The organism is Collinsella sp. TF10-11AT (assembly GCF_003437565.1).
Taxonomy (GTDB): Bacteria; Actinomycetota; Coriobacteriia; order Coriobacteriales; family Coriobacteriaceae; genus Collinsella.
In genome coordinates, this window is the sequence record NZ_QSQW01000001.1 from 35,852 (window position 1) to 61,127 (window position 25,276).

At 57.5% G+C, this 25,276-nt stretch carries 22 protein-coding genes; 9 read left to right on the top strand and 13 right to left on the bottom strand.

Going from position 1 to position 25,276, the window contains the following annotated elements; translation table 11 throughout:
* Positions 1-828: 828 nt before the first annotated feature.
* A complete protein-coding gene (locus DXC99_RS10305; RefSeq protein ID WP_158551527.1) occupies positions 829-996 on the bottom strand; it encodes a hypothetical protein in 168 nt (55 codons plus the stop codon).
* An 834-nt stretch (positions 997-1,830) separates the two neighbouring features.
* On the opposite strand from DXC99_RS10305, the gene DXC99_RS00170 reads away from it, so the two are divergent.
* The 4 genes from DXC99_RS00170 (at position 1,831) to DXC99_RS00195 (ending at position 7,485) form a co-directional block, all read left to right on the top strand.
* Positions 1,831-3,117, top strand: coding sequence for an MFS transporter (locus tag DXC99_RS00170; protein ID WP_117628872.1), 1,287 nt, complete (start codon positions 1,831-1,833; stop codon positions 3,115-3,117).
* 260 nt (positions 3,118-3,377) lie between these two features.
* Positions 3,378-4,847: a ribosomal protection-like ABC-F family protein gene (abc-f, locus tag DXC99_RS00175; protein ID WP_117629050.1), complete on the top strand. Its 1,470-nt coding sequence runs from the start codon at positions 3,378-3,380 to the stop codon at positions 4,845-4,847.
* Positions 4,848-5,521: 674 nt separating this feature from the next.
* Complete coding sequence (locus DXC99_RS00185) at positions 5,522-6,484, top strand: Abi family protein (RefSeq protein WP_117628874.1); 963 nt, start codon at positions 5,522-5,524, stop codon at positions 6,482-6,484.
* Positions 6,485-7,017: 533 nt separating this feature from the next.
* Positions 7,018-7,485, top strand: a complete 468-nt coding sequence (locus DXC99_RS00195; RefSeq protein WP_233505629.1) for a YjdF family protein — start codon at positions 7,018-7,020, stop codon at positions 7,483-7,485.
* A gap of 11 nt (positions 7,486-7,496) precedes the next feature.
* On the opposite strand, the gene DXC99_RS10235 is transcribed toward DXC99_RS00195, so the two are convergent.
* Positions 7,497-8,027, bottom strand: coding sequence for a hypothetical protein (locus tag DXC99_RS10235; RefSeq protein WP_147329312.1), 531 nt, complete (start codon positions 8,025-8,027; stop codon positions 7,497-7,499).
* Between the two features lie 482 nt (positions 8,028-8,509).
* Here DXC99_RS10235 and DXC99_RS00205 point away from each other — a divergent pair, with 482 nt between their 5' ends.
* The 3 genes from DXC99_RS00205 to DXC99_RS00215 all read left to right on the top strand — a co-directional run bounded on the left by DXC99_RS00205 (position 8,510) and on the right by DXC99_RS00215 (position 10,677).
* Positions 8,510-9,139 (top strand): class I SAM-dependent methyltransferase, encoded by a 630-nt coding sequence (locus tag DXC99_RS00205; protein ID WP_117628877.1) that lies wholly within the window; start codon positions 8,510-8,512, stop codon positions 9,137-9,139.
* Positions 9,126-9,731, top strand: a complete 606-nt coding sequence (locus DXC99_RS00210) for a class I SAM-dependent methyltransferase (protein ID WP_117628878.1) — start codon at positions 9,126-9,128, stop codon at positions 9,729-9,731. Before DXC99_RS00205 ends, DXC99_RS00210 begins: the two co-directional genes overlap by 14 nt.
* A gap of 115 nt (positions 9,732-9,846) precedes the next feature.
* Positions 9,847-10,677 carry a class I SAM-dependent methyltransferase gene (locus DXC99_RS00215; RefSeq protein ID WP_117628879.1) on the top strand — a complete coding sequence of 277 codons (831 nt, stop codon included), beginning with the start codon at positions 9,847-9,849 and terminating at the stop codon, positions 10,675-10,677.
* A 412-nt stretch (positions 10,678-11,089) separates the two neighbouring features.
* Here the strand turns inward: DXC99_RS00215 and DXC99_RS00220 are convergent, their stop codons facing one another.
* From DXC99_RS00220 to guaA, 4 genes are all read right to left on the bottom strand, one after another.
* The gene (locus DXC99_RS00220; RefSeq protein ID WP_117628880.1) at positions 11,090-13,156 is read right to left on the bottom strand and encodes a DUF262 domain-containing protein; all 2,067 of its coding nucleotides are present in this window, start codon (positions 13,154-13,156) and stop codon (positions 11,090-11,092) included.
* Between the two features lie 9 nt (positions 13,157-13,165).
* The gene (locus tag DXC99_RS00225) at positions 13,166-14,524 is read right to left on the bottom strand and encodes a P-loop NTPase fold protein (protein WP_117583318.1); all 1,359 of its coding nucleotides are present in this window, start codon (positions 14,522-14,524) and stop codon (positions 13,166-13,168) included.
* Between the two features lie 34 nt (positions 14,525-14,558).
* Positions 14,559-14,780, bottom strand: a complete 222-nt coding sequence (locus DXC99_RS10310) for a type II toxin-antitoxin system RelB/DinJ family antitoxin (RefSeq protein ID WP_158551530.1) — start codon at positions 14,778-14,780, stop codon at positions 14,559-14,561.
* Between the two features lie 211 nt (positions 14,781-14,991).
* Complete coding sequence (gene guaA, locus DXC99_RS00235) at positions 14,992-16,590, bottom strand: glutamine-hydrolyzing GMP synthase (protein WP_117628881.1); 1,599 nt, start codon at positions 16,588-16,590, stop codon at positions 14,992-14,994.
* A gap of 267 nt (positions 16,591-16,857) precedes the next feature.
* On the opposite strand from guaA, the gene DXC99_RS00240 reads away from it, so the two are divergent.
* Entirely contained in the window at positions 16,858-17,871 is a 1,014-nt protein-coding gene (locus DXC99_RS00240) for an asparaginase (protein WP_117628882.1), read from the top strand.
* Between the two features lie 22 nt (positions 17,872-17,893).
* On the opposite strand, the gene DXC99_RS10595 is transcribed toward DXC99_RS00240, so the two are convergent.
* Positions 17,894-18,112 (bottom strand): helix-turn-helix domain-containing protein, encoded by a 219-nt coding sequence (locus tag DXC99_RS10595; RefSeq protein ID WP_035136926.1) that lies wholly within the window; start codon positions 18,110-18,112, stop codon positions 17,894-17,896.
* A gap of 76 nt (positions 18,113-18,188) precedes the next feature.
* On the opposite strand from DXC99_RS10595, the gene DXC99_RS00250 reads away from it, so the two are divergent.
* Entirely contained in the window at positions 18,189-18,578 is a 390-nt protein-coding gene (locus tag DXC99_RS00250; protein ID WP_117628883.1) for a hypothetical protein, read from the top strand.
* A gap of 9 nt (positions 18,579-18,587) precedes the next feature.
* Here DXC99_RS00250 and DXC99_RS00255 read toward each other — a convergent pair whose 3' ends face one another.
* The 6 genes from DXC99_RS00255 to DXC99_RS00280 form a co-directional block, all read right to left on the bottom strand.
* The gene (locus DXC99_RS00255) at positions 18,588-18,971 is read right to left on the bottom strand and encodes a DUF1648 domain-containing protein (RefSeq protein ID WP_117628884.1); all 384 of its coding nucleotides are present in this window, start codon (positions 18,969-18,971) and stop codon (positions 18,588-18,590) included.
* Between the two features lie 11 nt (positions 18,972-18,982).
* Positions 18,983-20,059, bottom strand: coding sequence for a redox-regulated ATPase YchF (ychF, locus tag DXC99_RS00260; RefSeq protein ID WP_055309950.1), 1,077 nt, complete (start codon positions 20,057-20,059; stop codon positions 18,983-18,985).
* A 114-nt stretch (positions 20,060-20,173) separates the two neighbouring features.
* Entirely contained in the window at positions 20,174-21,427 is a 1,254-nt protein-coding gene (locus tag DXC99_RS00265; protein WP_117628885.1) for a 4Fe-4S binding protein, read from the bottom strand.
* Between the two features lie 150 nt (positions 21,428-21,577).
* Positions 21,578-22,645: a glycerol dehydrogenase gene (locus DXC99_RS00270; protein WP_117628886.1), complete on the bottom strand. Its 1,068-nt coding sequence runs from the start codon at positions 22,643-22,645 to the stop codon at positions 21,578-21,580.
* A 113-nt stretch (positions 22,646-22,758) separates the two neighbouring features.
* Positions 22,759-23,859, bottom strand: coding sequence for a glycerol dehydrogenase (locus tag DXC99_RS00275; protein ID WP_117628887.1), 1,101 nt, complete (start codon positions 23,857-23,859; stop codon positions 22,759-22,761).
* Positions 23,860-23,941: 82 nt separating this feature from the next.
* On the bottom strand, positions 23,942-25,165 hold the full coding sequence (locus tag DXC99_RS00280) for an iron-containing alcohol dehydrogenase (protein WP_006234677.1): 1,224 nt from the start codon (positions 25,163-25,165) through the stop codon (positions 23,942-23,944).
* Positions 25,166-25,276: the final 111 nt, after the last annotated feature.

Below are 25,276 nucleotides of genomic sequence, written 5' to 3' on the forward strand. Positions count from 1 at the left end.
CTCGCCTTAGATGCGTGTAGCTCTCAAAATAACACTCGCCGAGCCGTTACTTAACCGCCGACCTCGCTTGATGCAGAGGACATTGGGGCAACGATAATGCGGATGAGTGCCGTGGATTCAAGTGGGCCTCGTGCCGTCCTTTCTGCGTTCATGCGCCCGTCTTCATTGCCTGAACTAAATTCCCCAAATAGAGCGTTATGGAGCGCATCGCGGCGTTACATGAAGAAGCCCCAGATAGCCAATTCTACCTGGGGCTTCATTGCTATTCACTACCTTTTGTGACGTGCCGTTTTAGACCCTCGGCTACTCCCACTCGATGGCGTCGGTTCTGCCGTCCCGTCATTCCAGTTACACCCAGTTTTCGGCATCGACACGGAACGCGTGCCGCCGAATGACGCGATGTCGCGTTTCGTCGGCTTCGGGGACAAAAGTTGGGACAACCTCAAAAAACTTTTTTCAAACTCAGGGCTTTGAGTTTTTATTTTTGTCCCAAGGGGCACGGAGAGCCGCCTTTGGAGGCTCGATATCGCCGAAAACGCCCGTTTTGAAACTCAACCGCCTTTGAGCCTGCAAGCCACCAGCTTCAACAGTAAGTGAGTCGACGCGGGTGGCTTACGAGCCGTTCACAAAACCGCAGGCCACAGGTCTTTGTCAACGATAAGCAAGGTGAATAGTCTCAGGTGGCTTGCCCATGAGTTGGCGTAAGCCTGTTTAGCAAAAGGCTAATCGGACACGACAGGCCGCCCGCATGGCGACGGCGTTTCCCGTGCGGGCACAAACAGCCCTGCGTGCCCTGTCGCGCGATATCCCAATGCGACGTTCAGAACCCTACCCGCCAAGCAGCCACCTCGCGAAATTCAGCACGAGCACGCCCTCCCGGGTATGGGGCTCATGCCTCGTGCGAGTGATGAGAACCTTCGGGAATGCATCCCCGATGGATAGAATCGGCGCAATCCCCCTCTCGAGCGTCGAATCGGCGCCGATATCGTCGCTCACATACACTCTCCTTCCCGGTTTCGAAACCTGGAAGGCAGTATGCGCAAGGATGCGTCGAGGTGCGATCCCAGTCGTACCATGCCAGCAGAGATGTCGAGGCACATTCGTTCATGCTGCAATGCGGGCATCGGAGATGAAAAAAAGCCCGTCGGGTAGTCATGGGCGTGCGGGAGCCCGCATCAGTAACCTGCCTCCTCGGTTGTCCCTTCTTTGCATGGTCGTCTACATAAAGGAGGAACCAGCCATGCAGATCAGCATGCTTGCCCTTCTTGGGTCACGGACCGGGGAGGCGAGGGCCTCCGTCGGGACCGCCCCGAGCAACCGGCATATCCAAGGAATGACAAGGCTCGATCGCTGTGCTGGTCAGGATGCCGAAGCGGGCCGTCCGCCAATCGGAATGCGGGTCAGGATGCTGCAACGTGATTCCAGCTGCAGGATACGGCTCCTTTGCGGTTGCCGCAAAACCTGCTGGCAACATTCTTACTATCCGAATGATGTACGCATCCCTTGGGATCGTTTCGCCTGACCAGGGCCATCTTCAGCGCCTCATCGGCCAGCTCGGCAGGCGCCTCTTCCACGCGTAATAGCCCTGGCGGGTCACCTACGCAACCAAAGATACAAAAGGGATCGAATGGCCAGAAAGGATTGTCCTTGCCGACAGGCAATCCTTGACAAACGAGCTTCAGCCTCCTTAAAATTGCGTGGTTTGCCGAACTGAGTCAGCGAAGGAGGGGTGTCGTGGTTGGTCTTTTCCGCACGTGGATGAGCGCCTAAAAAGCGGCGCTGTTATGGCGTCGCGCTGTTTTGCACGCCATTCCACGATTGGACATAACCATGATGTTTGAAACCTCTCGGCGCAGGTCTGTTTCGCTGTGCCATTCATGGCAATTTAAGATTTGTTTCGTATGGGGCGGGGAGCTCGTGTCGACATTGACGAGCTCGATTCTCCAAATGGGTCTCATTTGGCATATCGCCCTCACGACAGGATCATCTTCCCTCCTCTCCCTGGCATCGTTAGCAGGCTTTCTGCCGATTGCTTTGTTCGGAGTCCTTGCGGGCGCCGTTGTCGACAGACTGCCTTTGAAACGTGTTCTCATCGGCGCCGACCTCTTCGTTGCCGCGGTGGGCGCCGCCTTGGCGATTGCCTCGTTGGCCGGCAGCTTACCTGCGTGGTCAATACTCATCGCCCTGTTTCTCCGCGCAGCTGGCACTTCGTTCTACAAGCCGGCCTCCCAATCCCTCACGCCCCATCTCGCCCCGCCAGAGCATCTCGTTCGCCTATCGGGAGTGATGCAAGCGATTCAGTCCGCCGGATACATTCTTGGCGCCGCGCTCGCGGCAGTGATTTATCCTGTGGCGGGCATTACCGCCATGATTGCCCTCGACGTGCTGGGGGCGCTTTTCGCTTCTCTAGCTGTCCTCGCCGCTCAGATAGACGCAGGAGGACTCGACGAAGCCGACCGCAGCTCGTCCTTTTCCAATAAAGTTCGAGAACTTTTCTCTGAGATTTCGGACGGCTACAAGCTGATCAGGGGATACAGGGGGCTGTTCGCCATTCTTTGGTGCGGGTTCGTCTTCGCTTTCGCGTTCTCCCCACTCGCGGCATTGTTCCCAATAATGACCTTGGGACATTTTGGCGGTAGCACGGGGGATGCTGCTTTGGTGGAGGTCCTTTTCTCCGCAGGCATGCTGGCTGGGTCCGGCATTTTGGCGGCCACGGGAGGGTTCCGCAATAGGTCGCTCACCATGGTCGCCGCAATCGCCGGCTTCGGCGTCGTCGCAATCGCATCCGGATTGCTCGGCCCGTCGCTGTTCGCCGCTTTCCTACCGGCGAGCTTTCTTATGGGCGCATGCTCCCCGCTGTACGCGGGAACCCAGACTGCCCTTATGCAGGAGCAGATACCTCCTGAGTACCTAGGCCGCGTTTTTGGTCTCTATGGAACCATTATGGCGTGGGCCATGCCCATGGGCCTCGCAGCCCCCTCCGTTTTTGCGCACCTGCTCGGAGCTCCGTTGTGGTCCGTCGGTTCTGGAGCGACCATGACACTGCTTGCGTTGGCGATGCTTCTCGCTCCAAGCGTCCGAAACGTGGGGAAAAAAGATTCCGGGCAGATTCAATAGCCCAAGCATTCGAAAAAAGAGGCGGCAGCCATCGGTTCGCGCGTCAGCCTTCAAGCCCTTGCGACGACGAGGTATTGCGCCGACATCCCACATCGCGCTCCTTATTCGCCGCCAACTATCATTTTCGGATTTGCCGGCTTGCGCAAGGCCAAAACGCTCACGCCGGCAATCGGGCAAAGGCGAAAAATCGACGTGAGCGATTCTTTATTGGCATGGCTGCGCTTCCAGAAAACGACAATACACAAAAGGTGGTTCAACTTATGGAACTCATAGTCAAAGCTAAAGACATCTTTTTGGAATATGCCGGCCGCGATATTCTGGACATCGAAGAATTGGAAATCTACCCCTACGATCGCATCGGCTTGGTAGGAGACAACGGTGCAGGCAAAACCAGCCTGCTAAAAATCCTGAGCGGCAATCTAACCATTGCGGACGCCGACGTCAGGCGCTTCGGCAGCATTGCCCTCATCGGCCAGCTCGACGAACTCGACCTTGATGCGGCTCAGGACAACGGCGAGATGCTCTCCCGTCTCAACGTCGCCGAAGTGGCGCAGGAGACGATGAGCGGCGGGGAGGAAACACGCGCCAAGATTGCCTCTGCGCTCTCCCAGCATGCAAGCGCGATCTTCGCCGACGAGCCTACGAGCCACCTCGACCAAGACGGCATCCGCCTTCTCGTCGGACAGCTCAAGGCATTTGATGGGGCCCTGCTCATCGTGAGCCATGACCGTCATTTTCTCGACCAGGTGGTAGACAAGATCTGGGAGCTCAAAGACGGCGGTATTTCCGAATTCTGGGGTGACTACTCCGACTATCTGCGACAGAAAGAAGAAGAGCGCAAAGCTCAGGCGACTCGATACGAAGAGGCGATGCGCGAGCGCGATCGCCTCGAAGCCGCCATCGAAAAACAGCGGAAAAAAGCACGGCAGGTCGACGCCAAGCGGAAGGGTGCGAAAAAAAGCAACGAGTATGCAGGTCGCTTGGGGCATCAGAAAACAACCGGCACCAAGCAGAAGAAAATGCATCAGGCAGCTAAGAACATGGAGAAGCGCCTCGAAGCGCTCGAAGGGATCGAGGCCCCAGATAGCATTCGCGCCGTGCGCTTCCGCCAGAGCAAGGCCCTGGAACTGCACAGCAAATTTCCCATCTCGGCAGATGATTTCAGCTTGAGCTTCGGCAACTGCGTGCTCTATGACCACGCGAAATTCGAGATACCGCTCGGTGCCAAAGTGGCCATCACCGGTGGCAACGGCACAGGAAAGACCAGCCTGCTGAAGGCAATCGTTCGACGCGCCGACGGTATCAACATCTCTCCCAAAGCAGAGATCGGCTACTTCGAACAGACAGGTTACAAGTTCGACGCCCGCCAGTCTGTGATCTCGTTCATGCAGAATGGTTGCGAGTACAGCATGACCGAAATTCGAGGCATCCTCGCCTCTATGGGAATCGGACCGCGCGACCTGACAAAGGACGTTGGCGTTCTCTCGGGAGGCGAAGTCATCAAGCTGCTACTCGCGAAGATGCTGCTGGGCAGATACAACATCTTGCTCATGGACGAGCCTGGAAATTACCTGGACATCAAGAGCGCCGAAGCCCTCGAGCAGATGATGAGCGCCTATGCCGGAACGATAGTGTTCGTCTCCCACGATAAGAGGCTGGTCGAGAACGTCGCAGACATTGTCTACGAAATAAAGGACACCAAGCTAGTCAAAATCTTTCAGCGCGAATAGCCCTAAATGAGCAGGAAATAATCCCCGAACGGAGACAAGGGAGTAAAACGGCAAAGAAAGAGCCTCCGTCCCAACGCAGGGAACGGAGGCTCTTTAATCGCTTTTACTCATCTCCGTCGCTGGTGGCTTTGTCATGACTCTCGTACGAAACGAAACTCAGCGGCATAGTGCGGCACTCAAAATCGCAGGTCAGAACCCTGTCGTCCTACTCCCACTCGATGGCTTTGGTTCTGTCGTCCCGTCATTCCAGTTGCATCCAGTTTTCGGCATCGACATGGAACGCGTGCCGCCGAATGCCGCGATGTCGCGTTTCGTCGGCTTCGGGGACAAAAGTTGGGACAACCTCAAAAACTTTTTCCAAACTCAGGGCATTGAGTTTTTGTTTTTGTCCCAAAGGAGCTTCCGGCCGTGATTCGGGTGCCCGATTGGGCGGAATCGCCCGTTTCTGAAACTCAACCGCAGCATCACGCGCAAGCCACTCGCAACAACTGCAAATGATTGGTCGCGGGCGGCTTCCAACGCGATTCCAAAGCCGCAGGTCAGGCGACTGCGCTGCTGACAGGGAAAGGGAGTCGTATCAGGCGGCTTGCCCATGAGTCGACGATGAGGCCTCCATCGAATGTCGAGAACATGCTGGTAAAATAGGCAATACTTTTTATGACAGGAGACCGAGCATGGCCGAACCCCACGATAGGAAGCCGATCCTCACGATCGAGCAGCAGATAGAGCACCTCAAGCAGAAGGGCGTAGCCTTCGAGCTGTGTTCCGAGGAAGAGGCCGCGGACTACCTGCGCGACAAGTGCAACTTCTTCAAGCTCGCATCCTACCGCAAACTCTTCTCGAAATACGAGGGAGGCCCGCGCGACGGCCGCTACGTAGACCTCGACTTCGGCCAGCTGCGCCTGCTCGCGGCGCTCGACCAGGAGCTGCGCCACGCCCTGCTCGGCATGACGCTCGACATCGAGCATTTCCAGAAGGTGACACTGCTTCGCGAGATGGAGGACCGCGGAGAGGACGGCTACGCCATCGTGGCCGACTACATGGCATCGCTTACCACTGCAAACAGGGAGTACCGCCTGCGCGAGCTCAAGATGAGCGGCCGCAGCCCCTACAGCTCGAGCCTCTACGCGAAGTACTCCGGCGACATGCCTGCCTGGGCCTTCCTTGAGCTCACCTCGTTCGGCACCCTCATCGACTTCGTGCGCTTCTGCGCCAGGCGATGGGGCGACAGGCGCCTCGAGGCCTCCCACTACGACCTCAAGCGCGTGAAGTCCGTCCGCAACTGCGCCGCGCACGGCTCGTGCCTGATCAACTGCTTCGCCGAGAGGGGCGCCGCCCGGGGCTCGGCGTCCAGCGGCGTCTCCCGAAGGGTCGCCGCCGTGGGAATTCCCAAGGCGACCAGGAGGAAGTGGATGGGGAACACGGCCATGCAGGAGGTCGCGACCGTGCTCGTGGCGCACTCCGGCTTGGTACCCGAGGGCTCCTCGCGCTCGCGCGCCGCATCCGAGCTCGCCGGGATGTTCGCCAGGGCCGACGGCGAAACCGAGGCGCTGCCCGACAAGGGGCCCGACGCCGCAGCTCGCTCCGCGCTCGAGTTCCTTCGCAGGTTGACAGAATCGCTCGGGTTGGTAGAATAGCCTGCAGATAGCAAAACCTTCACGGTTTTAGGGGCGGACTTGCGCAAGCGACTCTGCCCTATTTTTATATTCACTCGCTATAGGAGACGGGTGATACCTGGGTCAATGACAGAACTGAGAGGCCCGGAATAATGGAGCCAGTTAGAAACCCTCGGGTTTGCGGGGCGGGATCGTGAGAGCGGTTCTGCCCTATTTTTTTCCTCCGTCTGCCCCAAACCAAGTAGTTCGAAGATAGCCTGTAGGTGTCCTCATGGGTGCCTATTATTTTTCAGGGAATCAGACGCCCGTTCATGAACGCGGCCATCGGCCGCTTCATGAACGGGCGACCGGCTTGACCTGGATCGAACCGCCTTCATCCCCGTCTAGGCGCCGGCAATCAACACCGTAAATCCGCGCGTGCTACAATGCGGGCACCAGAGATGAAAACACAGTCCCCGTCGGGTAGTCGTGGGCGTGCGGGAGTCCGCATCAGTAACCTGCCTCCTTGGTTGTCCCTTCTCTGCATGGTCATCTACATAAAGGAGGAACCAGCCATGCAGATCAGCGCGTCGTCCACCCTGACCGTATATCACGACGGCCAATTCTGGGTCGGGCTGGCGGAGCATGTCGAGGACGGCAGATACGGCGTCGCCCGCATCGTCTTCGGCACAGAGCCGTCCAACGAGGAAATCCTGCAATTCATTACAAGCAAATGGGCGAAGCTCACGTTCTTCGGCGACGAGGCCACGGAAACAAGCAAGCCCGCGAAGAATCCCAAGCGACGCGCTCGCGAGGCAGCGAAAGCCCTTAAGCGGCCCGCGGTGAGCACCAAGGCACAACAGGCGCTCGCAGCACAGCGGGAAGCGATGAAGCGGGAGTCGGCTCGAGCAAGAAGCCAGCGTCGCGCGGATGAGGCGGAGGCGCGCTTCGAGCCACTGCACTTCACAGCTTGTTTCTCAAGTATTTGGGACGCACACGCGGCGTTCAAAAATGCGGAGCGACTCCACATGGCTCGAGACTGAGCCGAAGTGCCCTACTTCTCGCCCTCCAGCAGCCCCACGATACGGTCGATGTCGACGGCGAAGTGGGGCCTTCCCTCGCGCTCGTAGCGGTCGAGGTACGCCTGGCACTCGGAGACAATGCGCTTGGTGTTGCCGTCGATGATGCGCTGGAGCGTCTCGTAGTAGGCCGAGCCCTCGGTCCTGAAGCGGCGCTGGTAGGACTTGGTTATGGGGAACATCTTGATGTAGTGGATGCCGTGGCGACAGCCGGGGCGCGTCGTGGGGCGGGGTGGCAACGCAAAGTACTGGTCTTTGGGCACGTTGGGGGCGATGTTGGAATGCAGCGGCACGGCGAAGTCCCTGCGCTTCCCGCGGAAACGCAGCCTCACCACCACGATGCAGGGGCGATTGTGCTTAAGCATGAGCTCGCGTTCGCCCTCGACGAGGTCGAAGAAATCCTGGGGATGGATACGATCTTCATCGGCTACGCCCCCTTCATACGAAGCGGGGCCCGCATCGCTGCAGACCCCTACAGATGGGCGATATTCTACGCCTTGCGGCACCCCGTCGCCCACGGAGGTTAAACGTACACGTAAGCCGTACTCTGAAAGCCGCGGCTTCCGGCAAATAGTTTATACCACGAAAGGTCGCTTTCAACGCGCATAGCTCGCAAAATAACACTCGCTGGGCCGTCACCCCTGGCCGTTACCCTCCAATCTTCATTGGAGTCAGCAGGTCAATTCATATAGTTATGGGGGTGTATCCTAAAGGAAATCAAATTAATACCCCCATAACTAAGGAATTTTCTATTCCCACTCAATGACTAGGGCCCTGGTGTAATTGGCTGGATCACCGTTCCGGGAACCGGTATCGACCTACCTGTCCGCCAAGCTCCTTCTTCAGCTCCAGCCTAGCATCTGACTCGCGCCGCTATAAGCGAAAACCGAAGAGATGCGTCTTAGCCAAGAAAAGAAGGTTAGCCTCATCTTACTGCATGATTCGTGTGTTATAGTTAGATAGCTCTAACTGTTTGGGGGCGACAGCCATGCATGAACGCAAGGGTTTCTGGGACAAGAATGCCAGTCGGTACGACCGTTTCATGCGAAACGACCGGGCGGCGTATGAGAAGATGTATGGGCTGATCCGGCCGGTAGTGAAAGCAAAAACCGTGCTGGAGGTTGCCACCGGCACGGGGCTTATCGCAAAGAGCATCGTAAATGCGGCGGCGCACATCGAGGCTACGGACGCCTCTGCAAAGATGATCCTTGAAGCAAAGCGGGACAATCAATCCGCAAAGCTGCACTTTTCCGTACAAGATATGTTCCGCCTGCCCTATGCACAGAAGTCCTTCGAAGTGGTGATTGTGTCCAACGCGCTTCACATAGTGCCGCATCCGGAAAAGGCCCTGCAAGAAATCAGGCGGGTGCTGAAGGACGACGGCGTGCTCATCGCTCCAACCTTCACCCACGCGGGGAACTCGGTTTCCGGCAAGGCAAAAGCCTTTTTCATGAGTATGGCGGGATTCCCCCTCCACAGCAGGTGGACAAGCGAGGAATACCTGCGTTTCCTGCGTCAAAACGGCTGGGCGGTGCAGAAAAGCTCGGTGCTGAAGGCCTCGTTCCCGTTGACCTATGCGGAATGCACGAAATCGGAGGGGCCAGATGTCGTTCTTTGAAAACACCCGCAAGCCCGTGGGCCTCGGCGGAAAACTTATGGTTGCCATGATGAATCTGGGCCACAGCCCTGTGGCGCGGTGGGGACTTCAGTTTCTACGACTTGCGCCAAACGCCAAGGTGCTGGATTGCGGCTGCGGCGGCGGGGCGAACATAAAACGGCTGCTGAAAAAATGCCCGCATGGCGTCGTCAAGGGCATCGACTATTCGCCCGTCAGTGTGGAGAAGGCTAGAAAGCTCAACCGAACTGCAATTCAGGAGGGGCGTTGCGCCGTTCTGCAAGGCAGTGTGGCGGATATGGCGTTTGAGGATAGCTACTTCGATGCTGCCACGGCCTTTGAGACCGTCTATTTTTGGCCTGATTTGCCCCGATGCTTCCGTGAGGTCTGGCGGACGCTGAAGCCAGGCGGGAAAATTCTTATCTGCAACGAGAGCAATGGCGATACAGACAGGGACGAGAGGTGGACGCAGATCATCGGCGGCATGACCATCTACAAGGACATTGAATTAAAGGCGTGTTTGGAGCAGGCGGGTTTTCACGAGGTGCAGATACGCAAAAAGAAAAAGTGGCTCTGCGTCACGGCGCGGAAGTAAGGGCATCAAGCACGGGCGTTTTTGCATCCATCCTGCACATGGCGATAGGCATGACGGTCATAGCGGCTATGCTGGCGGCAATTATGACAGTTTTTATTCACTGAGGAAGAAACCTATGAAATATAAAATTGAGAAAAACACCGTGCAGGAGACGCTGATCCTCCCGCTGTATTCCCGGAAGCTGTGTACGGAGCTGTACCCGAACCTTTACAGGGATGAAACAGCGGTTCGCCTGCTCGACCAGATCGACTACGACTTTTCAGAGGCAGAGAAAAACTCCCGCAGCCTGATGCAGCGCTTTGGTGCGCTGGAGGTGGCCACACGGCAAAGTGATCTTGCTTTCGAGGTGCGGGATTACCTGAAAGACCACCCCAATGCGGCGGTGGTCAATCTGGGCTGCGGGCTGGACAACACCGGCAGAACCTGCGACAACGGTAGATGCAAGATCTACAATCTGGACTTCCCGGATGTGATTGCCTTGCGGCAGCAGCTGCTGCCCGCCGGGGATCGAGAACAAAATATCCCCTGCGACCTGAAAGACACCGCATGGTTTGGCAAAATCGATGCCTCCGGCGGGGCGGTGTTCTTTGCCTCCGGAGTGTTCTATTACTTTCTGACCCAGCAGGTCCGGGAACTGGTGCGGGGGATGGCGGACGCTTTCCCCGGCGGTGTGCTGGTCTTTGATGCTGCCAATCGGACGGCAGTAAAGATGATCGCAAAAACATGGCTTAAGACTGCAAAAATCAAGGATGTGGGGGCATATTTTGCGGTTTCGGATGCCGCCAAGGAAATCGGCACGTGGAACAGCCGTCTGCAGGTCACAAGTCGCGGCTATATGCTGGGTTACAACGATTTGAGAGACCCTTCTGTCAGCGGCTTTTTCCGGTTTCTCGCAAGGGTCGGTGACAACGGGATGAAAATGCAAATCGTGAAAATAAGATTTTGAGAGGCAAAAACGAAGCGCATTCACTTTGACGTTGAAGAAGACGGATTTTACGGCGCATATTGGGCGTGCAAGGGCACGCATACAGCAGCGGGCACGGATTCGATTGAAACCGTGCCCGCTATCTGATACTATATTATTATATCGAACGTCTGTTCTATTCCAACTCAATAGTTAAAAACTATCTCCGGTTTGTTCCAGTTTGCCGCAGTTCGCACCAGTTTGTCCCATTTACACCCAGTCTCAAAATCGCCGTGAATCCATGGGGCCAAATCTGGGTCACGGATTTCGGGGCGGGGCAGGGTGTTTTAGCGGGTCAAGGTGGGTCACGGCAAACTGCGATAGCAGCTAATGATCACATGGACATTGCATGTCAGAGGAGGCAGGGTAGAGAAGCCTCTACAGGCCCCAGCAGCTACGATGGATCCCCGACCTTCGACTTGTACAGCTCGATCAGAAGCTCTGAGCAGTCAATGCCCGCTGCCTCAAAAACGATCTTCAGCGTTTCGATTTTCACATAAGTCGAGCTTCCGGGATTGAAGTAGATTCCCTCACCGACTTTGAAGCAATAGTCGCTTTCTTTCCATGAGAAATACCTTCCCGGGAAGTCCGAGCCCTCAGGGACGAACTTATGGAAGACGACTGGATCAAGCTCGTAAACCATGGAAAGCACGCCGCAGATCATGTCAACCCAGGTCTTCGCCGTGAAGCGAGATCCCATGAAGCTGTATGCGGCGATCTGCCTGCCGGTGAACGAGAAATCATCGTCGAGGGCATGCTCCTCGTAGGCGTCGTTGCCCCACTCGAAGTCGGACTCGATGGATGGCCAAAGCTCAAGGAACTTCCTCTTCATGAGCTCGTTGCGAGCCTTCAGCTGCTCCTCGCCCCAGGCCTCCTGCTGGCAGACGAAGCCGTTGATCCTGAAGCCAGACTGCTTGAAGCCGTTCTCCATGTCCCGCTTCTCGGCAAAGCGCCTGTTGCTGTATTTGGAGTTGTATGCGGTAAGCGTCAGATTCGCCATGCTGTTCAGCCACCTTGCGTGAATTGCGGCGAACTCAACGCCCAAATCCTGCTGCCAGCTTGTCGAAAGCGTCTGGGGCATGATGTGCTCAATGCTGAAAGACTCATCGCGAAGGTTGTCGACGACGTTGACCCTTTCGAGGCTGTCTCCGTTTTCAAGACGATCGAAGAGGTAGTACTTGTAGCTCGCGATCCTGTAGAAGTCCCTCTCTTCGAACGCTTGAATGAACTCGGCGTCGTCGGGGAAGTGGCCGCTGCCCTCCTTGGAGAGGAGAACTTTGTTCAACACGTCAGGATATGAACCGCCGTCTTTGACGCCTCTCAAAACCTCGCTGTGCAGAGTCTCGAAGACCTTGTTGAGCGCATTTGTGGGAACCTTGCAGACCCAGCGCCTGAAAAGGTAGGTCTCGACGGATTTGAGCGCCTCGATCACCTGCTGGTCGCTGATTCCTCCACAGCGCCTGTATTCGAATAGATTAAGCGTGAACGGGTTCATGACGCTCATGTCCAGCAGAATAAGTCGTCTCAAAACCGCATCAAGCCGATGGTTTCCAGAATCGGCGTCGTTAATCGCCTTGTAACGCTTTGAGTACTTAAGAAGTTCCTCAAGCAGGACTTTCGTATCGAATGCCTCCGCTTTTACATAGTCCTTGAACACGGAATAGACCTTCTTGATTGCGGGGGTCTTCCTGCGGACGGCAGCAAGCCAATCACGAGCAAAGGAGCTTACGTCGTAGCCGGTATTCTTCTCGATCTCGTTCCAGTACTGCTCGTAATACTCTTCCTGCATTTGGGCATCCAGACCCATGAGGATAAAGTTGCGGATCTTGTCGCCCTCGTTCAGGTCGAGGCCTGTCGAGTTGAGGCTCTCGAAGATTCGCTGGGCGTCATCCTCCTTGTCAAGCTTGATGTCGATGATCATCAGGCGCTCGATGGCATCGCGCAGCTGATCGGCCGTCAGCCTTGTCTTGTCGATACGGCCGCAGAAATAGATGTAATTCTGGGTTACGTTGGAGTCCTGGATGAACTTCTCTGCGTCAGCGGAGTAAAGCGCCTCAAAGGCAGCCTGGTCGTCCTTGATGAGCTTCAGCTTCAGCTTTCGCTCGGACTTATGCCATTTGTCGATGAGGTATTCCTCGTTGATCATGTCGGCCAGATTGTCGTCTTCGGAGGCGATGGCGCCTTCCCTGAGCTTGCTCACAAGCGCAAGGAGAAGGAGGTAAGACGTGGTGATCCTTTGCTGGCCATCGATGACGATGCGTGTGTCGGGGCCATCTGCTTTGGAGACGATGCTTCCAAAGAAATGACTCTCCACGCCTTCTGAAATGACATCCTCGAGGTCGTCGAACAATTGCTTGCAGTTTTCGATCTTCCAGTCGTAGTTGCGCTGATAGACGGGGATAACAAATCGAGTTTTCGTGCCTTCGAGCAAGTTAAGAAGGTATCGTTCTTCGCCTTTCATCTGTTACTCCTAGATAATCTTTGCTAAACGCGGGAGCGAGTCAAATCCCCAGCTTCTTCCAATAAGAACTTGATAGGAATGCTGGTATTTAGAATTGTTTCTGTCTTTGCACCAAATCATGTAGACCAAGGTCTCGAGGAGCTCGTGCCTTGCACCTACCTTGTCTTCGTCGGAAGGGGTCTTTCCCTCCTCGAACTTTATGTACGACCCCCATGTTGCATCCATAAACTCCATCGCCGCTTCGCTCTTAGAGAATGCATGATAAAGAGGCTCAATTTCAAATTTCTGAACCACAGAGGCAAACGCGTCGGCGTCAAATACTTTCAAGGCGAGCATAGTCGGGACCAGGCCGGCATCGGCAAACGCTCGAACCCGGTCGTCTACAAATCCATCGCGGCTTTCCAATACTAAAGGGCGAACTCTGAAAAGCTCAGTCAGATACCTGTTGGCGTCCCTCATCGTCATTCCGTATGCCTCTGCAAGCTCATACGCAATTACGTCAAAGCGGTTGGAGGTTTTTATGAAGCCGTTCGCTTCTAGCTGCTTAAAGCTATCGACCTTTCTTAGAGGGATGGTTAGATCGTAGAAACGCGACAAATAACGTCGGCCGTCAAAACCTTGCCCATACATGCCTTCAACAACATGTGATAGTTGATTGGCGTTGACCGAATACACGATGACTACTCGATCATCTGTAAACAGATTCTTCAACTGCTCGAGCACCTTCATTGCAAAAGAAGGACGGCAACGATCGAGCTCATCGACAATGAGAAGCAATGTGTTGGCTTTTTCAGGGAGAGCTACATCTACCAGGTTTGAAACAGAGGACCTTAGCGTTTCTCTGTCACGATAAGCCTGGATTAAATCTCTGCCCGAAAAAGCGTCTCTTAAAGAGCTGGCTCCGCCATGTCCAAAGACCCCCAATATGGCGTCGAGTGTTCCGGCAATCTTTTCGCCAGCTTCGGTGTCACTGCGAAAAGAGGCGCATGCATCGCCTTGGAGGGCTATAGATGCTGCAATCGAAGGCAGCGGATCATCCCAATGGTCATTTTCCCAGGCGTTGTAGTATACGGGCAAGAAGCTGTTCAGCTCCATATAGGGTGCAAGCTCGCGATTGTTGTCAAGCAATCCGTCGAGGTCTCCGTGAGACTCAAGAAAAGGATTAACCTCTTCAAGGATGCAGGCCACCTGTCTAACGAAGAATGTCTTCCCGCTTCCCCAATCAGCGTCGACGAACAGGGAAAACCCGCCTTCGATGGATTTGAGTATCCCGGCAAACTCGGCGAGATCTCCATTCCTCCCGAGGGCGTCGTTGTGCAGCAGCTTAACAAGGATGTCGCGTGTAGGTGCTGAATCGATTCTTCGCATGTTACTTACTCTAATCCCACTCAATAGTTAGAAACTATCTCCAGTTCGTTCCAGTTTGCCTCAGTTTGTCCCACTTGCATCCAGTCTCAAAATTGCCGCGAATCCAGACCTCGAAGGGTGTCCTCTGCTCCCTCACGGCCTGCTTGAGGAACATGTTGATCGCCTGGGTGGTGCTGATGCCGAGCTTCGAGAAGAGCTTCGCAGCGTCGTCCCTCGTCTGCCTCTCCATGCGTACGGTGACGTTAACTGTCTCCATGCGGACCTCCTTGCCTCGTGTGTGCGCAATACGGCGATTGCACGCGCGGCAGGCGGTATGTTCCTGGAATCCGTCATGGTGTGGCGGATATCCGTCACGTGGCGACTGGAATATGCCGTGACCCGCTCCCATATACAAAGATAGCACCCATGATGCAGTGCGCCATGGGTGCTATCTAGGTTTTCATGCACGTAAATTGCACATATTTTAACTACTCCCACTCGATGGTCGCCGGCGGCTTGGACGTGATGTCGTAGCACACGCGGTTGGCGCCGGGAACCTCGGCCACGATGCGGCCGGAGATGCGGGCCAGGACGTCGTAGGGCAGCTTGGCCCAGTCGGCGGTCATGGCATCGCTGGACTCGACGGCACGCAGGATAATTGGGCGCTGGTAGGTGCGCTCGTCGCCCATAACGCCGACGGACTTAATGTCGGGCAGGACGGCGAAATACTGCCAGCAGCTATGCTCGGAGTTGCGCTCGCCGGTCTGCTCAAACAGACGCTGGTTATAGGCGTCGAGCTCCTCGCGCACGATGGCGTCGGCATTCTTGAGGATCTCGAGCTTCTCCTTGTCGACCGCGCCGATGATGCGGATGGCCAGACCCGGGCCCGGGAAAGGCTGGCGGAACACGATGTTACCCGGCAGGCCCAGCGCCAGACCAAGTGCACGGACCTCGTCCTTAAAGAAGTGGTCGAGCGGCTCGATAAGGTCGAAGTGCACGCCCTCGGGGAACGGGATCAGGTTGTGGTGGCTCTTGATGGTGGCCGTCTTGCCGCCCGTCTTGCGCGCGCCGGACTCGATGATGTCGGGGTAGATGGTGCCCTGAGCCAGGTACTTGACCGGCTTGCCGTCGCACTCGAGCTGCTGGGCGACCGCGAAGAACTCTTTCCAGAACTGCGTGCCGATGATGCGGCGCTTCTCCTCGGGCTCGGTCACGCCGGCCAGAAGCTCGGCATAGCGGTCCTCGGCGTGGACGTGGATAAAGTCGACGTCGAACTGCTTGGTGAAGACCTCCTCCACCTGCTCGGGCTCGCCCTTGCGCAGCAGGCCGTGGTTGATGAACACGCAGGTCATCTGCTTGCCCACGGCGCGGGCGCCCAGCGCAGCCACGACGGAGGAGTCGACGCCACCGGACAGGGCCAGAATCACGCGGTCGTCGCCGACTTTCTCGCGGAACTCGGCCGTCATGGTCTCGACCAGGTTGTCCATGCTCCAGTTGGGCTCCAGGCCGCAGATCTCAAACAGGAAGTTGCTCAGCAGCTGCTGACCGTACTCGGAGTGCTTGACCTCGGGGTGGAACTGCGTGGTGAAAATCTTGCGCTCGACGCACTCCATGGCGGCAACCGGGCACACGTCGGTGCTGGCGGTAACGGTAAAGCCTTCGGGCACCTCGGACACGGCATCGCGATGGCTCATCCACACGGTCTGCTCCATGGGCGTGGAGTTAAAGAGCTTGGCACCGGCTGTGCGCGTGATGGTGGCGCGGCCGTACTCGCCCACCTCGGAGTGGCCGACCTTGCCGCCGAGCGTCACGGCCGTGATCTGATGGCCGTAGCAAAAGCCCAGGACGGGAAGGCCCAGGTCAAAGATGGCAGGATCGATGGTGGGAGCGTCCTCGGCGTACACGGAGGCCGGGCCGCCGGAAAGGATGAGCGCAGAGGCGTTCATCTCGCGAATCTCGTCGGCCGAGATGTCGCAGGGGACAATCTCGGAATACACGTTGAGGTCGCGGACGCGACGGGCAATGAGCTGACCGTACTGCGCACCAAAGTCGAGTACGAGGACCTTTGCGGAAGCCTTTTGATCCATGGTTTCCCCCTCTTGTTGGCGGGGAGCCGGTGCCCACCCGCGTGAATGAACGAAAATAACTTTCATAGTGTACACGTTATATGGGGCTTCTCGTCCCTCGCAGCCATCAGCGCACGGCAAACGCACGACCTGGGCCTTATTTGACGGCAATTGAAGTGATACTAAACGTTACAGATGATGTAATACGTTTGAACATTGGACGCCCTGTGCCACAATACTGCCGAACGACTCCGCCTCTGCGGCGGCAAATACGATAGGAATACCAGCATGAAGCGCATCCTTCTCATCGCCACGGGCGGCACCATCGCATCGACCGAGGACGGCAACGGCCTCTCCCCCGCCCTGACCGGTGAGGAGCTCGCCCAGAGCGTCCCCGAAATCTCGGGCCTCTGCGAGCTCGACGTCGTGCAGCCCATGAACATCGACAGCACCAACATGCGCCCGAGCGACTGGATGCGTATCCGCGACGTCATCGTCGAGGGTTATGCCGACCACGACGGCTTCGTGATTCTGCACGGCACCGACACCATGAGCTACACCGCGGCAGCGCTTTCCTACCTGATTCAGGACAGCCCCAAGCCCATCGTGCTCACCGGCTCGCAAAAGCCCATGGGCAATCCCTTTACCGACGCCAAGCTCAACCTGTACCAGAGCCTGCTCTATGCGCTCGACGAGCACTCGCACGATGTCTCGATTGTGTTTGGCGGCGTCGCCATTGCCGGCACGCGCGCCCGCAAGCAGCGTACCATGAGCTTTAACGCGTTCATTAGCGTCAACTATCCGCCCATTGCCTATATCCGCAACGACCGCATCGTTCGCAACGGACTCCACGGCACTCACCAGAACGAGAACCCGGTTCGTTTCTACGACAGCATCGACCCGCGCGTATTTGTACTCAAGCTTACACCCGGCGTAAACCTGGGTATCCTGGACGCCCTGGCCGATAGCTACGACGCCGTGATTCTGGAGACCTTTGGCATTGGCGGTATCCCCGAGTTTGGTGAGTCGGGCGAGTCGTTCCAAGAGGCTATTTTCCGCTGGGTCGATTCGGGCCGCACCGTCGTTATGACCACGCAGGTCCCCGAAGAGGGCCTCGATCTGGGCGTTTATGAGGTCGGCCGTGCTTACGCCGATCATCCGGGCATTCTGCGCGGCGACGATATGACAACCGAGACGCTCGTGGCCAAAACCATGTGGGCACTCGGCCAGTCACGCGATGCCGCCGAAATCCAGCGCCTGTTCTACAGCCAAGTCAACCACGACCGCATCCCGATGGCGTAATTCAGTTGTCGACGGGTATCCCCTATTCGATCCCCTCGAGAAGCTCTGACACCGTCATGCCGAGTGCGGGCGCGATCTTAAATAGAACCTTGAGCGTGAAATTTGCCGTCCCATCTTCGATTCGGTCGAGGTAGGGTCGGCTGATTCCTGTCGCCACACAAAAATCAACCTTGGAGATACCAAGGTCCCTGCGTGTCTCTTCGACCCGCCTGCCAAGAATCTGTTTCGCACGTTCGTCCATGCAGCCGAGTTTGAAATGGAGCTGAACAAAAACGTAAACTATAGTTTACGTTTTGCCGAATACACAGGAGTTTTCTATGTCGGGTTCTTCGGTCCGCATGTACCGAGCCACGCTTTGCACAAACAGCGTACCGCCCAAGCTCGTCGTCGTTGAAGCCGAATGCCTTTCGCCCGATGAGCGCACAGCATTTGCATTGCTATCAAGTCGCGTCGCCGCCGTTCTGGTCCCTTGCCCGGCGCAAGGTGAACTTGCCATCCAATGCCAAACGCATAGCTGCTCGCTCAATCAGGCTGCCGTAATCGCAACCAGCCAACGCGGTCTGCCCCTTCTCCTGGAAGCCGGTATCGCGCTCGCCCTTCGCGGCGCCGGATACGAAAACGAGGCCGCCGCCGATATGGTCTTTAAACCACGATCGAGCGGCGGCCTCGCAGCAGCCATTGAATATGCGTGCAGGCTCGTTGCCTAAAAGGACAAGCTAGAAACCAAAGCCAAAGCCCGTTCCGGTAATCGCCGAGTACATAAAGTAAACGTTGACCACGTTGAGGAACACACCCGTGATGCAACCGTTGCGCAGGTAGCGCTCGCACACGATGCGCGCCATGGCGGCGGAGTCATCATTGTTTTTAGCCTGGCGTCCCGCCGTAAAGTACGTCGCCACGCTCAGCAGCAGGTTGAGCACCGGCAGTGCCAGCAACTCGTAGCTCTTGCCCCAGCGCGTCGCCTCGCCGGCGGCATTAAACTTTGTTGCCACCTCGGGACCAATGTTGGGGATAACGCACGCTGCGACCACCAGCGGAATCACCGCAAGCACGAGCAGTGCAATACCCATGTAGCCAGCTTTTTTGCCATATTTAAACATATGCGTCGTCCTTACACGTTAAAGCGGAAGTGCACGACGTCGCCATCGGCCATGACATAGTCCTTGCCCTCAATACGCAGCTTGCCGGCGGCCTTGGCGCCCTGCTCACCGCCGAGCTCGATGTAGTCGTCATAGCCAATGACCTCGGCCTTAATAAAGCCGCGCTCAAAGTCGGTGTGGATAACGCCGGCGGCCTGCGGGGCGGTCGCGCCCTGACGAACCGTCCAGGCCTTGACCTCCATCTCGCCGGCCGTAAAGAATGACTGCAGGCCGAGCAGCTTGTAAGCCGCCTGCGCGAGCACGTCCAGACCGGGCTGCTCCAGGCCCAAGCTCTCCAGGTAGTCGGCCGCATCCTCGGGATCGAGCTCGGAAAGCTCGGCCTCGATCTTGGCGCAGATCGGCAGCGGCTTGACGCCATCGATTGGCGCCAGGTCCTCGTTGAGCATGTCCTCGTCTACGTTGGCCACATACAGGATGGGCTTCATAGTGAGCAGGAACAGGCCCTTGGCGGCGGCGCGCTCCTCGTCGGTCATCTCCATGGATGCGGCGCGCTTACCCTCGTTGAGCCAGGCAAGCAGGCGCTTGGCGACCTCAAACTTGGGCATGAGCTCCTTGTCGCGCTTGGCCTCCTTCTCGAGCTTGGGCAGCTGCTTCTCGAGCGTGCCCATGTCAGCCAGGATGAGCTCAGTCATGATGGTGTCGGCATCGCCGGCGGGGTCGACGAACTCGCCCGTGCGGCCCACCTCACGCATGACGTTGGGGTCCTTAAAGTAGCGCACGACCTCGCAGATGGCATCGGTCTCGCGAATGTTAGCCAGGAACTGGTTGCCCAGACCCTCGCCCTCATTAGCGCCCTTCACCAGACCTGCGATGTCGACGAACTCGACCGTCGCCGGCACAATGCGGCCCGGGTTGACGATGTCGGCGAGCTTTTGCAGGCGGCTATCGGGCACGTCGACGATACCCACGTTGGGGTCGATCGTGGCAAACGGGTAGTTGGCGGCAAGGCCGGTCTTTTTGGTAAGCGCGGTGAACAGCGTCGACTTGCCCACGTTGGGCAGGCCCACGATACCGATGGAAAGGGACACGACAGCTCCTTTTGGTACAAGCATTTCAAACTGCATAAGTATAGCGCCGCCGCAGCATCTGGGCGAACCCGGACGCCACGGCGGCACGAATGAAGCAGAGATTGGGGTCGCCGACTAGTCTGCGAGCTTTTCCACCTGGTCGAGCACCTTGTTGAGCTTTTCCTTTGCCTCGGCCTTGACCTTCTCGGCCTCCTCGTGAGCCTTCGCCTTCTGGGCAGCCTTTTCCTCGGCCTCGGGGTCGACGACAACCAAGTTGGACGCATCGTGTTCAACCAGCTTGAGCGCATGCTCGGGACAAACCTTGACACAGGCGCCGCAGCCTAAACAATACGTGGACTCCAACGCAAAGCGGCCGCTTCCTACCAGATCGCAGGCAAACGTGGGGCACACGTTGACGCACTCGCCGCACGACGTGCACTTGTCAAAATCGCACTCCGGTGTGCTCACCTGCATGTTCTGGGCAAGCTCGGGGTGGTTTTGCAGCGTCGAGAGCACCAGCTGCCGCCCGTGCGTAAGCGTACGGCGACGCTTTGCCGTCGTGGTACCGCACATGGTGTTGAGCGTGCGCTCGAGCTGGGTAATCTGGTGGCGGCGGGCTTTGAGCTTCTGCGTCACCGAGGCCAGCGCCGCCGTTGCCGGGTTGAGCTTGGTCACGGTAAGGCCCGTGGTGCGGGCGATCTTTTCCATGTATTCCTTGCGCTCGTACTCGCGGCGCTTATGGCATTTGAGGCTCTTGGGGTCGACCTCCAGGCCCATACCCGTACCAGCCCATTCCTCGGCCTTCGCAATCGCCTCGCCCAGCATGTCCTCGCCACCGGTGTTGCGGCATTTATCGCACACGCCCAGCGGCAGATACACACTCACGTTGGGATAGTCGGCCAGCACCGAGAACCAGGTCTCGGCTGTAATATCGCCCACGCAGGCAACGACGACCTCGTTCTCGCGTGGCATGCGCTTAAGGGCGCGCGTGCAGGTAACGTAGGCGGTCTCGTGACTTGTAGCCGCCGAGACAATGTCGTCATACAGGTTTTTGGGCGCCAGGCGCGGCGAGATGATCGCCTCAGTCGGACAGGCAGCGGCGCACAGGCCGCACTTGCGACAGGAGTCGAGGATCTCGATAGCGTCTTCCTCGACCTCGATAGCGTTGACCGGGCACACATCCATGCACGCGGTGCAACCGCTCTTTTCGTTTTTGCAGGTCAAGCACGGAATGGTGTTGCCGCGCGGACGCTCCTTGTAGTCGGCAGGATTCCACTGCGGCGCCGACGGATCGAGTGCGTCGGTCACACCGCCAAGCGGGTTTTTAAGAAAGTCGAAACCCTTGCTGATCTCGATAATGTCATCAAACAGATCGTGTTCCTGCGCCATGCGCGGCCCCTCCCTGAGCAGTGCAAACAAGCAAGAAATAATGATACGCCATCGGCCCGTGCCTCGAGCAAATTACACGCGGAGCACCTTTGGGACAAATAGCCTATGGCAATCGCCACCTCGGTTGCACAAGGTCAATCAAGCGCCAAACTATGCCTCGCGCATGAGCTCGACGAGCTTTTGTTTGGTCACCTTGGCCTGCTCGTTGGCCATGTTACGCTCGTTTCTAAAAACCGCATTTGCAACACTCTGCAGATCGGCATCGGAAATCTCGCCAAGGCCCAGCTCCTCGAGCGTCGTCGGCAGACCAACACGCTGACAAAACTCGAGCACCTGCTCAAGCTCGGGCGCACGCTCCAGACGAAGCTGGACCACCAGACCAAACGCTACGGCCTCGCCGTGCATGGCCTTGCACTCGGGCAGAATCGTCAGGCCATTGGAGATGGCATGCGCCAACGCCAAGCCACCGCTCTCAAAGCCAACGCCCGAAAGCAGAATATTGCACTCGATCAGGCGCTCAACCGCTGGTGACATGCGACCCTTCTTGAGGTCGCGCTTAGCAGCGACACCACACTCCATAAGTGTGTCGTAGCAGGCACGTGCCGCGACCAGGGCCAAGTGCCCCGGTGTTCCACCATGCTCGTTGGCGCCGTGCGCCGCGGCGCACGAACGCGCCTCAAAGTACGTTGCCAGTGCGTCGCCCATACCGGCGACCGTCATACGCAGTGGGGCCGCCGCGACCACGTTGGTATCGACCACGACCAGGTCCGGATTCTTCTCGAGCATCAGATAGCGATCGAACGACCCATCCTCGTGATACAGCACTGAAATCGCGCTGCACGGACCGTCCGTCGAAGCCGCCGTGGGGCATACACACAACGGCAGCTCAGCATAAAACGCAACGGCCTTAGCGATATCGAGCATCTTGCCACCACCGATACCGACTACCATGTCGCAATACTCGGCCCGCGCTTCCTTGGCCATTTCGACAACGGCATCTTCCGTACACGGACCGTTGTAAATTTTAAAGAACGGCTCGCTTAGTTCTTCATCCAGAAATCCATCGACGATCTGCCTGCACAGCCGATCCTCGGTGCCCTGGTCAAACAAGACATAGGCAGCGCAGCCCAACCATGACAAATACCTGCCCTGACGCGAAAGTTCGCCCGGCCCCTGAACATACCGGCCGGGACCGCCATAAACCATAGGAAGCGCCATACGAGAATCCGCCCTTCATCAAACAACGATTGGTGCAAAGTAACCTGACCCCTTTGCACCATAGCAAAAAGGGGCAAAGCCGTCTGCTGGCTTTGCCCCTTCCTTAGCTTGATTTACTCATCCATGAGATAGTAGTGTCCCAGCGCGTCGGCACCCAGGATGGCGTTTGCGACCATCTCGGGCGTCACCTCAAACGGCATATTGCACATGGTGTCATCGGGCGCGCAGGCGGCCTCGGCAACAATCATGGCCTGTTCGCGCGTAAGCTCGGCAACGCCAAGTTCCTTCATCGTGACCGGCAGGCCCAGCTCAATGCAGAAGCCCAAGACTTCCTCGAGTTTCTCAGTCGGAGCATCCTCGAGTACCAGCTGAACGATGGTGCCAAAGGCGACCTTCTCGCCGTGATACATGCCGTGGCACTCGGGCAGCATCGTCAGGCCATTGTGGATGGCATGAGCAGCAGCAAGGCCCGAGCTCTCAAAGCCAATGCCCGAAAGCAGCGTATTGGCCTCGATGATATGCTCGACTGCAGGCGTGAGCGCACCCTTCTCCAGCGCGACCTTGGCCTTGACGCCATCGGCCATAAGCGTCTCGTAGCAGAGCTTGGCGAGCGCCAGACCGGCCATGCCGCCCTTGCCGCCAGCGCAGGTGCCACCGTCGGCATCATGCGTCGCCTGGGCCTCAAAGTAGGTTGCGAGCGCATCGCCCATACCGGAAACCGTCAGGCGCACCGGGCTCGCTGCGATAACCGTCGTATCCATCAGGACAATGTTGGGGTTTGCCTTAAGGAAGAGATATTTATCGAACTGGCCATCGTCGGTGTAGAGCACCGAAAGCGCCGAACATGGGGCATCGGTCGAAGCAATGGTGGGGCAAATGATAACCGGGGACTCCAGGTAATAGGCGACGGCCTTCGCGGTGTCGAGGATCTTGCCGCCACCGACGCCGACGATGATGTCGCAACCGTTGTCGCGAGCGAGCGCGACCAGGCGATCGACCTCGCCCTTGGAGCACTCGCCGTTAAAGTCCTCAAACAGCAGCTCGGCCTTAGCCTCGGCAAAACCGCCCTCGATCTTGGCACCGACGCGCTTCTTGCCCGAAGGCGTCACGACGACGAGGGCCTTAGCGCCGAGCGGCTCGACATAGGAGCCGAGCTTGGCGAGCTCGTCCGGACCCTGGATGTACTTGCTGGGGCTATTGAAAATTGCAGCCATAACTATCCCATTCTCTAAAAGAAAAAGAAAGGGGCTCCGTACAGATACGTGCGGAGCCCCTCGTTACGATAACAAGAGTCGATTAGAAATCGATGTCGGTGTCGTAGTAGCAGGCCTTGAGAATCTTCTCGAAGTCGGCAGCCTTGGTCTCACGCGGGTTCTCGGGCGTGCAGGCGTCCTGCTCGGCGTTCGCGGCGATCTCGGGGAGCTTGGCGAGGAACTCCTCCTCGGAAACCATCTGCGGGTTCTCGGCGTCGACCTTCACGCCACCATTCGCGTAATCCTTGATGGACTGCGGAATGTTGAGCTGGTCGTTGAGGTCGCGGATCTTCTGGACGAGCGCAGCGATGAGCTCCTCGTTGGTCTCGCCGGGAAGGTGCAGGATCTCCTTGGCCACGTAAGCGTAACGCTCGGCAGCACGCGGGTCCTTGGAGTTCCACTGGATGACCTTGCCCAGGTACATGGCGTTAGCAGCACCGTGGATGATGTGGCCGTTCTCGAAGGCAGCACCGGTCTTGTGAGCCATGGAGTGAACGATGCCGAGCAGGCCCGAGGAGAAGGCGATACCGGCGATGCACTGAGCCTCGTGCATGTGCTGACGGGCCTCATGGTCGCCAGCATAGGACTTGGGCAGCCACTCGACGATCTCGCGGATGCCGTGCAGGGCGTTGGCGTCGGTGAACATAGAGGCGCAGGTGGAAACGTAGGCCTCCATGCAGTGGGTCAGAGCATCCATGCCGGTGTGAGCGCACAGCTTGGCGGGCATGGTGTAGGTGAGCTCGGGGTCGACGATGGCGACATCAGGGGTGATGTTGAAGTCGGCCAGCGGGTACTTGATGCCCTTGGCGTAGTCGGTGATGACGGAGAACGCGGTGACCTCGGTAGCGGTGCCGGAGGTAGAGGAGATGGCGCAGAAATGAGCCTTCTGACGCAGCTCGGGGAAGCTGAACGGCTGGATGATGTTATCGAAGGACTCCTCGGGATACTCGTAGAAGACCCACATGGCCTTAGCGGCATCGATGGGCGAGCCGCCGCCGATGGCGATAATCCAGTCGGGCTCGAACTCGCGCATGGCCTCGGCGCCCTTCATGACCGTCTCGATGGACGGGTCGGACTCGACGCCCTCGAACAGCTTGACCTCGAAACCGCCTTCCTTAAGGTCGTTCTCGACGTCCTGCAGGAACCCGCCGCGGCGCATAGAGCTGCCGCCAGAAACGATGATGGCCTTCTTGCCCTTGAGGTTCTTCACCTCGTGGCGAGCGCCCTCACCAAAGTACAGATCGCGAGGATTGGTAAAACGTCCCATACTGTGCCTCCTAAACAAGCCCCTCTTAGACTTGCGTATATAACGGAGCACCCGATTGGCTCCGTTAGGACCGTTTTGCGCGTTGCCGGCGATGACAATGCGCGATGTCTA